Below are 8543 nucleotides of genomic sequence, written 5' to 3'. Positions count from 1 at the left end.
GACGGAAGCGAGTTCAGGTGCGTCCGTTCGAAAAGATACTGACCGGACAGGGTCGGCTGGAAACAGTCCCGATAGATCCTCATATAATCGCGATACGATAATTTATTCTCCCAACAGTCTCTTATTGACCGGATCATCTGCGCCGGACGGCGAACGGAAATCCGGAGGGAAGGGGATATTGTCCATGAACATGTTGCAAAACATCGCCATTGCGTTCGTCGGGATTGGCATGAGTGTTACGTCGGCATCGGCCGCGACCATTGTCTCACCGCCACTGGGCACCCCGATTTCCGCCACCGGCACATTGACTTTCAGCAGGCCCGAACTGCCGGGCAATCCGTCGTTCACATGCTCGGTCGGCCTCGACGGCTCGCGGACTTCGAGTACAACCATTACCTTTGTAAGCGGCGCCATTTGGGGCGAGGACCCCCTCTGCGAGGGTATTTTCCTGGATATAGACCTCCCGCTTGCCATGACAGCCACTTCGTCGACGAAGCTCCGTATTCCTTCGTTGCAGATCAATACTCCGGTGGGGCTTTGCCTGTGGAACAATGTTGATTTCAACTGGTCCGCCCCGACCGCGACTTTGGCGGGGCCAAGACCGCCAGCAGCCTATGTCTTGACGTTAAGCGGTGGAACGCTGACGTTGAACCCGGCGATTACGATCGTGCCTTGAGGATTGGGGATCGCCAGCGCTGGCGCCGTTCCGTGGCAATGCATGGTAGCGCTGGAGCGGGTGAAGGGAATCGAACCCTCGTCGTAAGCTTGGGAAGCTTCTGCTCTGCCATTGAGCTACACCCGCGTGGACTGCGCGATTGGCACAGGCGCGGGTGGCCGTCAATCTCCCGCGTCAACGCGCCGATTCGCAGATCGTCTCCATCGCGACGAAGGTCGACGTGCTTGCGATATGCGGCAGGCTCGAAATCTTTTCGCCGAGCACGATGCGATAGCGGCGGATGTCGGGGGTGCGGACCTTGAGGAGATAGTCGAAGCTGCTCGCGATCATGTGGCATTCCTCGACCTCGGGAATTTGCCGCACTGCCATGTTGAACTGCTTCAACGCCTCCTCGCGCGTGTCCGACAATTTCACCTCGGTGAAGGCGACATGGTCGAGCCCGACCTTGACGGGATCGACGATTGCGCGGAAGCCGACGATCAGGCCGCTGTCGACGAGGCGTTTGACCCTCTGTTGGCAGGGCGTCTTCGAGAGGCCGACCTGCAACGCGAGTTCGGTAAAGGTGATGCGTCCGTCGCGCCCGAGGATCGCGAGAATCTTGCGATCGAATTCGTCCAGTTCGACTAGGGGTGCGCTGATTTTCATATATATCGACTAGGATTGATCATAAAATTGGTCAAATCATAAATCAAACCGGCAAAAACAAGTCAGATCGACTTATAGTGTTATGCTAAGGGGGCCCATGACTCAGAGCCCAGATCGCGCGCCCCTTCGTGCCCTCGCCCGCCGCAGCGAATCCGACATCGTCGCCGAGCTGCGTACCATCCTCGGCACTTCTTCGGCCAGTGTCGATGCCGTTACCCGTCGCGGTCTCGAACTGATCCGCAAGGCGAAGGCCGAGGGCGAACGCGAGACGCTCGTGGCACAGCTGATGAACCGCTATCGCCTGTCGACCGAGGAAGGCGTCGTGCTGATGTGTCTGGCCGAGGCGCTGCTGCGCGTGCCCGACAATGCCACGGCCAATGCGCTGATTCGCGACAAGATCGCCGGACGCCACTGGAAGGACGGCGAGGATGAGGACAGCCCGCTGATCGTGGCGCTGTCCTCGCGCGGTCTCTCGCTCGGATCGGCGACGCTGATGCTGGACGCGATGGGCAGCAAGGCGAACCCGCTCACCCTCATCAAATCGATGATCCGTCGCTCGGGCGAGCCGGTCATTCGCCAGGCGGCGCTCGCGGCGATGAAGATGCTCGGCCAGCAGTTCGTGATGGGCGAGACGATCGACGCCGCGGTCAAGCGCGCAGACAAGGAAAAATCGGAACTGGCGAGCTTCGACATGCTCGGTGAGGCGGCGCGCACCGCCGAGGACGCGCAGCGTTATTATGACAGCTATGCCAATGCCATCGCGCGGATCGGCAAGGGCGCGAAGCCCGGCGACCCGCATGCCAACCACGGTATTTCGATCAAGCTGTCGGCGCTTCACCCGCGCTATGAATATCTGCAATCGGCGCGCGTCCAGGGCGAGTTGATCCCGAATGTCATCGAACTCGCGCGCGCGGCGCGCGCGGTGAACATCCCGCTGATGATCGACGCCGAGGAGAGCGACCGACTGGAGCCGCATATGGATGTGTTCGCGGCGCTGATCGACGCCGGGATCGCCGATGGCTGGACCGGGCTCGGCATCGTGATCCAGGCGTATCAGAAGCGAGCGCCGGCGGTAATCGAATGGCTCGCCAACCGCGCGCGGGCACGCGGAGCCAAGCTGTCGATGCGCCTCGTCAAGGGCGCCTATTGGGATACCGAGATCAAGCGTGCGCAGACGCTGGGGCTCGGCGATTTCCCGGTATTCACTGCGAAGCTCCACACCGATCTCAACTATATGCGTTGCGTCCAGCTGCTGCGCGATTGTCAGGATTGCATCTATCCCGCCTTCGCGAGCCATAATGCAATGACGCTCGCCTATGTCTCCGAACTGTTCGCGGGCGCCGATTACGAGCTGCAGCGGTTGCACGGCATGGGCGAGGGCGCGCATGATGCACTTGTCGCACTGTTCCCGCCGCCACGCCCGGTGCGCGTCTACGCGCCGGTGGGCACACACCGCGACCTACTCGCCTATCTCGTTCGTCGCCTGCTCGAAAATGGCGCGAACTCGAGCTTCGTTCATCAGTTTTCGGACCCCGACGTTACCGCCGAACAGCTCGCCGTCGATCCGCGCAGCGTTGCCAGCGCCGCGTCGTCGAACATCGCAACCGGCCTCGGTCTTTACGATCCGGTGCGGCGCAATTCGCGCGGCTATGACCTTGGCGAGCCGGGCGTACCCGAGGCGCTGGCTGCCGCGATCGGCGCGGCGCGGCGCGGCGATCGTGTCGCGGCGCCGATCGTCGGCGGGGTCGCGCGCAAGGGCGCGAGTGCGCCTGTCCGCAACCCCGCGACGGGCGCGGTCGCCGGGCACGTGATCGAGGCCGACGCGGCCGTCGTTGCCGACGCCGTAGCCGCCGCGCGTGCGGCGCAGGGCGACTGGAGCCTTGCCGGCGGTGCTTTCCGTGCCGAGCGGCTCGAGCGCGCCGCCGACCTGCTCGAAGAGCACGACGCGCTTTTCCTCGGCCTCGCGATCGACGAGGCGGGCAAGACGCTGGTCGACGCGGTCGCCGAGGTGCGCGAGGCGGTCGATTTCCTGCGCTATTATGCGGCGCAAGCGCGCGCGGACTTTACCTATCCTGTCACGCTGCCCGGCCCGACGGGCGAACGCAACGAGCTGATGCTCGAAGGCAAGGGCGTCTTCGTCTGCATCAGCCCGTGGAACTTCCCGCTTGCGATCTTCCTGGGGCAGGTGTCGGCGGCGCTTGCCGCGGGCAACAGCGTGCTCGCGAAACCCGCCGAGCAGACACCGCTGATTGCCCATGCGGCGGTCGAACTGCTCCTCGAAGCCGGTATCCCCGGCGATGTGCTCGCGTTTCTCCCGGGCCGCGGCGAAACCGTCGGCGCCGCGCTGACGAGCCATGACGACATCATCGGCGTCGCCTTCACCGGCTCGACCGAGGTTGCGCGGATGATCAACCGCAGCCTCGCCGGGCGCGACGGCCCGATCGCAACGCTCATCGCCGAAACCGGCGGGGCCAACGCGATGATCGTCGATTCGACCGCGCTTCCCGAACAGGTCGCACGCGACGCCGTCGCCTCGGCCTTCCAGTCGGCGGGCCAGCGCTGCTCGGCGCTTCGCCTGCTCTGCGTGCAGGAAGATGTCGCCGACACGATGATCGAAATGGTCGCGGGCGCGATGGCCGAACTCAACGTCGGCGACCCGTCGATCCTCGCGACCGACGTGGGCCCGATCATCGACGACGAGGCGCAGGCGAATATCGCCGCCTATGTCGCCGAAGCGCGGGCTGCGGGCCGCGTGATCGCCGAAGCGGGGCGGACGAACATGCCCGCCGACGGCCATTTTGTCCCGCCGGTCGCGATTCGGCTCGATCATGTCACCGATCTGAAGCGTGAGATTTTCGGACCCGTGCTCCATGTGGCGACGTGGAAGGGCGGCGAACTCGACCAGCTCATCGATGCGATCAACGCTTCGGGTTATGGTCTGACGCTCGGCGTCCACACGCGGATCGACGGCGTCGCCGCGCACATTGCGGCGCGCGCGCAGGTTGGCAATGTCTATGTGAACCGCAACCAGATCGGCGCGATCGTCGGATCGCAGCCGTTCGGCGGCCGCGGCCTGTCGGGCACGGGGCCGAAAGCGGGCGGCCCGCACTATCTGCACCGCTTTGCCGAGGAAAAGTCGATCAGCACCGATATCACTGCGGCGGGCGGCAATGCGGCGCTGATGGCTGGTTAGGCGCAATCCGCCGGTTGTCCGGTGGGATCAGGAGACCACGAGGCCCGATACAGAGTGGACGGCTGTCCCGGGCGATACGTCCGAAAGCGTCCCGCGGCTTCGCGCCGCGGCGACCCTTTGTTATGGTTCCCCCCGCAGCAGCATGGGTCGTATATCTGTTTCCCGGTCGCGGGCCAATGTGCAAATCACGCCCCCGGCACGCCCAGCAATTGCGCCTGCGCCTTCAGCCGCCCTGCGGCGGCAGGATTGGCTGCAATCCCGTCCTTCAGAGCCTGTGCGGCTTTCGCCGTTTCGCCGAGCGTCATGCGGCTGCGCATCAGCATGATCCAGCGGTCGACGTCGGCCGGATTGGCCTTCAGCTTCGCTTCGAGCCCGCTCACCATGCCTTCGATCATCGCGTCCTGCTGACCCTTGGGCAGTTGTGACGCCGCCTCCATGTCGGCGCGGCTCGGCCCCGGGATCGCGCGCGCCGCTACGGGCATTTCGTTGGCGGTGAGCGGCCGTGCCTGCGTATTCGCGAGCCGGGTGGTGACATCGATCTTGTGAATCTGCCCGACCTGCTCGATCGTTCGCCGCAGGTCGGCCTCCCACGGCGCGCCCTGCGGCGTGTCGGCGAGCAGCGAAAACCAGTCCTCGATCGCGCCCTTGTGATCGCCGCCGATATCTTTCTTCACCGCGAGGAAATAGCGCGCGCGCGGATCTTTTGCGTCAAGCGCGATGGCCTTGTTGAAGGCTTCGAGCGCGGCCGCCGGCATCGGATCACTGTTGCTCCCCATCACCCGCGCCTCGCCAAGCGCCGACCAGAGCCCCGCCGATTCGGGCGACAGTGCGACCGCTTTCTCATAAGCTGCGGCTGCCCCGCCGAAATCGCCGAGGTCGAAATGCGCCGCGCCGAGCGCGGTCCATGCCTCGGCGCTGTCCGGTTCGCGTTTCGTCCGCGCTTCCAGTTCGGCGAGCTGGTCGGACGGCGCAGCACCACCTTCGACAGCGGGAGGGATGGTGGAGCGCACCGAATCCCGCCACACCGCATAGCCGACGGCGGCCGCGAGCAGGACGAATGCGGCGATCAATATGGCCCGGTTGGCGCCGCTCATCTTGTTGCTCTCGCTCATTTTGCCCCTCTTGTGCGCTGCACGAAAAAATCCCCGCCTGTGCGCGCCGTCATATTGCCTTTGTTCGGCGATGGTGTAGCCTTTGTCATGCAAGGTCGGTCAACGATAAAAATCGTCAGGGGTCGCACCGGCTTTCCCGGTCATCAGGGGAGGGGTGCATGGCAGTATCGGATCACGTCGACTTTTCGACGTTCATGGAAGGCGTCAAAAAGCGCAACCCGGGTCAGCCCGAGTTCGTCCAGGCGGTGCAGGAAGTATCGGAAGATATTTTCGACTTCATCGCCGACAAGGAAGAATATCACGCGCAGCAGATCTTGCGGCGCATCGCCGAACCCGACCGGGTGGTGTCTTTCCGCGTCTGCTGGGAAGACGACAACGGCAATATCCGCGTCCAGCGCGGCTGGCGTGTCCAGAACAACAACGCGATCGGCCCTTACAAGGGCGGCATCCGCTTTCACCCGAGCGTCACCGAGAGTGTGCTCAAATTCCTCGCGTTCGAGCAGACGTTCAAGAATGCGCTGACCGGGCTGCCGATGGGCGGCGGCAAGGGCGGGTCGAACTTCAACCCCAAGGGCAAGAGCGTGCGCGAGATCATGCGCTTTTGCCAGAGCTTCATGACCGAACTTTATCGCCACATCGGCGCCGACATCGACGTGCCCGCGGGCGACATCGGGGTGGGCGGGCGCGAGATCGGTTTCATGTTCGGCCAGTACAAGCGGATCACCAACGAGTTCACCGGCGTGCTCACCGGCAAGGGCCTCGAATGGGGCGGCTCGCTGATCCGCACCGAGGCGACGGGTTATGGCGCGGTTTACTTTCTTGCGAACATGCTCGCGGCGAAGGGGCAGGACCTCACCGGCAAGGCCGCGGTGATTTCGGGTTCGGGCAATGTCGCGACGCACGCCGCGGAAAAAATCGTCCAGCTCGGCGGCAAGGTGCTGACGCTCTCGGATTCGGGCGGGTTCATCCACGATCCCGATGGCATCGACCAGGAAAAGATCGACTGGGTGAAGGCGCACAAGACGCATCGCCGCGGGCGGATCGAGGAATATTGCGACGAATTCAAGGGTGCGAGCTTTACGGCGGGCAAGACGCCGTGGGGCGTCAAATGCGATGTCGCTCTGCCGTGCGCGACGCAGAACGAGTTGCTCGGTGACGATGCCAGGGCGCTGGTCGCCAATGGCTGTATCGCGGTGAGCGAGGGCGCCAACATGCCGACCAACCTCGAGGGCGTGCATGTCTTCAAGGATGCGAAGATCATGTTCGCGCCGGGCAAGGCGGCGAATGCCGGCGGCGTCGCGGTGTCGGGGCTCGAAATGAGCCAGAACAGCGGCCGCCGCGCCTGGAGCGAGCCGGAGTTGCAGCAGATGCTGAAGGACATCATGGACGGCATCCACAAGAGCTGCCTGACCTACGGCGACCGCGGCGGCGGCTATATCGATTATGTGAAGGGCGCGAACATCGCCGGCTTCAAGAAAGTCGCCGACGCGATGCTGGCATTCGGGGTGGTGTAAATCGGTCCAAGGCGTAAAAGCGCCGGGCTGGGGAAAAGGGGTTCTGCGGATGACGACGCACGCTGGCAAGGAGCGCGGCGATCGGCCAGGGGTGGTGTTCGCCGCCTTGGCGACGATGTTGCTCGCGCTCGCCATCGCGGCGTTCGTCTTCGCTCCCCCCGCCCGCTCGCAAGGCGAAAGCGGCGCGCGCTACACCGGCGTCGCTTCGTGTGCGGGGTCGACCTGCCACGGCCGGATGGAAGGCGACGGCACCGTCGTCCGTCAGGACGAGCTGATGAAATGGCAGGAACCGTCGACCGCCGGCGGCGCGCATAGCCGCGCCTGGGCGGTGCTGGGTAATAATCGCAGCCAGTTCATCGCGCGCAACCTTGGTATCGGCGATCCATCCAGGGCGCAGATGTGCCTCGGCTGTCATAGCACCGCAGGAACGGCGCGCGCGGTGCCCGCCGAGGATGGTGTCGGCTGCGAATCATGCCACGGCCCCGCAGGCGGCTGGCTCGCGAGCCATTATGCAGGCGTCGGCACGAACGCCGATCCCGACCGCGAAATGCGCGACAAGCATCTCGCCAACCTGTCGGCCGGCCTCAGGAAACTCGAAGACCCGGTGGTGCGCGCGGGAGTGTGCGTCGATTGCCACTTCGGTTCGGCGGGCGAGGGGCAATTCGTCACCCACCGCATCATGGCGGCGGGTCACCCGCGCATTTCGTTCGAGCTCGATCTTTTCTCGTCGCTGCAGGCGCATCATCAGGAGGACGCCGACTATGGCTGGCGCAAGTTCGGCGCCGCGAACCGGCGCACCGACCATGTCCAGATGTGGGCGGTCGGACAGGCGACCGCGATCGAACGCAGCCTCGCCTTGTTCCAGACGCGCCGCGGGACCGAGGGCATGTTCCCCGAATTCTATTTCCTCGATTGCCACAGTTGCCATCGCCGCATCTTCGATCAGGCAAAACCGGTGCGCACCAGCCTCGACAATCCGGGCCGGTCGATTCCCGAGGGCATGCCGCCCTATAATGACGAAAATCTGATCATGCTTGCCGCCGCCGCCCGGCTTGCTGCTCCCGCACTTGCCGACCAGCTCGCAGTGCGCACCGCCGCCTTCCACAAGGCGATGGCAACCGACCGGCCGAGCGCGGTCGCCGCAGCGGCGCAGCTGTCGCAGACGGTCGCTGCACTCAAGAGCGCATTCGCCTCGCGCAATTTCTCGGGCGCCGACGCCTTTGCGATGGTCGATGCGATCTCGGCAAAGGCGATCAGCGATCGCTACACCGATTATTCGGGGTCGCAGCAGGCGGTGATGGGGGTCGATACGCTGCTCAACGCGATGGTGTCGTCGGGGCGCGTCACCGTCGGCGCGGCGGCGGGCATCCGCAGCGACATCGACCGCGCCTATACGGCGGTGA

The 8543-nt window shown here is 64.5% G+C and carries 6 protein-coding genes and 1 tRNA gene; 4 read left to right on the top strand and 3 right to left on the bottom strand.

From position 1 onward, the window contains the following. The first annotated feature begins 184 nt into the window (after window positions 1-184). The gene (locus VGD20_RS15335; RefSeq protein ID WP_331135278.1) at window positions 185-676 is read left to right on the top strand and encodes a hypothetical protein; all 492 of its coding nucleotides are present in this window, start codon (window positions 185-187) and stop codon (window positions 674-676) included. Window positions 677-728: 52 nt separating this feature from the next. Here the strand turns inward: VGD20_RS15335 and VGD20_RS15330 are convergent. Then, a tRNA-Gly gene (locus tag VGD20_RS15330) sits at window positions 729-802 on the bottom strand. 48 nt (window positions 803-850) lie between these two features. Further along, entirely contained in the window at window positions 851-1321 is a 471-nt protein-coding gene (locus tag VGD20_RS15325; RefSeq protein ID WP_331135277.1) for an Lrp/AsnC family transcriptional regulator, read from the bottom strand. Between the two features lie 97 nt (window positions 1322-1418). Here VGD20_RS15325 and putA point away from each other — a divergent pair, with 97 nt between their 5' ends. Further along, window positions 1419-4514, top strand: a complete 3096-nt coding sequence (gene putA / locus VGD20_RS15320) for a bifunctional proline dehydrogenase/L-glutamate gamma-semialdehyde dehydrogenase PutA (RefSeq protein ID WP_331135276.1) — start codon at window positions 1419-1421, stop codon at window positions 4512-4514. 185 nt (window positions 4515-4699) lie between these two features. Here the strand turns inward: putA and VGD20_RS15315 are convergent, their stop codons facing one another. After that, the gene (locus tag VGD20_RS15315; RefSeq protein WP_331135275.1) at window positions 4700-5626 is read right to left on the bottom strand and encodes a tetratricopeptide repeat protein; all 927 of its coding nucleotides are present in this window, start codon (window positions 5624-5626) and stop codon (window positions 4700-4702) included. A 158-nt stretch (window positions 5627-5784) separates the two neighbouring features. Between VGD20_RS15315 and gdhA the strand changes: the two genes are divergently transcribed. Continuing rightward, the gene (gdhA, locus tag VGD20_RS15310; protein ID WP_331135274.1) at window positions 5785-7140 is read left to right on the top strand and encodes an NADP-specific glutamate dehydrogenase; all 1356 of its coding nucleotides are present in this window, start codon (window positions 5785-5787) and stop codon (window positions 7138-7140) included. Window positions 7141-7189: 49 nt separating this feature from the next. After that, on the top strand, window positions 7190-8543 hold a 1354-nt coding region (locus VGD20_RS15305; protein WP_331135273.1), incomplete at its 3' end, for a multiheme c-type cytochrome.

The sequence above is a fragment of the Sphingopyxis sp. genome (assembly GCF_036402335.1).
Lineage (GTDB): Bacteria > Pseudomonadota > Alphaproteobacteria > Sphingomonadales > Sphingomonadaceae > Sphingopyxis.
Note: the sequence above shows the minus strand (reverse complement) of the source record. Positions and strands in the feature narration are given on the sequence as shown.

Excerpts from the sequence above, each read along its gene's own strand:
- VGD20_RS15335 (WP_331135278.1), top strand. The coding sequence starts at position 185 with ATGAACATGTTGCAAAACATCGCCATTGCGTTCGTCGGGATTGGCATG.
- VGD20_RS15325 (WP_331135277.1), bottom strand. The coding sequence starts at position 1,321 with ATGAAAATCAGCGCACCCCTAGTCGAACTGGACGAATTCGATCGCAAG.
- putA (WP_331135276.1), top strand. The coding sequence starts at position 1,419 with ATGACTCAGAGCCCAGATCGCGCGCCCCTTCGTGCCCTCGCCCGCCGC.
- VGD20_RS15315 (WP_331135275.1), bottom strand. The coding sequence starts at position 5,626 with ATGAGCGAGAGCAACAAGATGAGCGGCGCCAACCGGGCCATATTGATC.
- gdhA (WP_331135274.1), top strand. The coding sequence starts at position 5,785 with ATGGCAGTATCGGATCACGTCGACTTTTCGACGTTCATGGAAGGCGTC.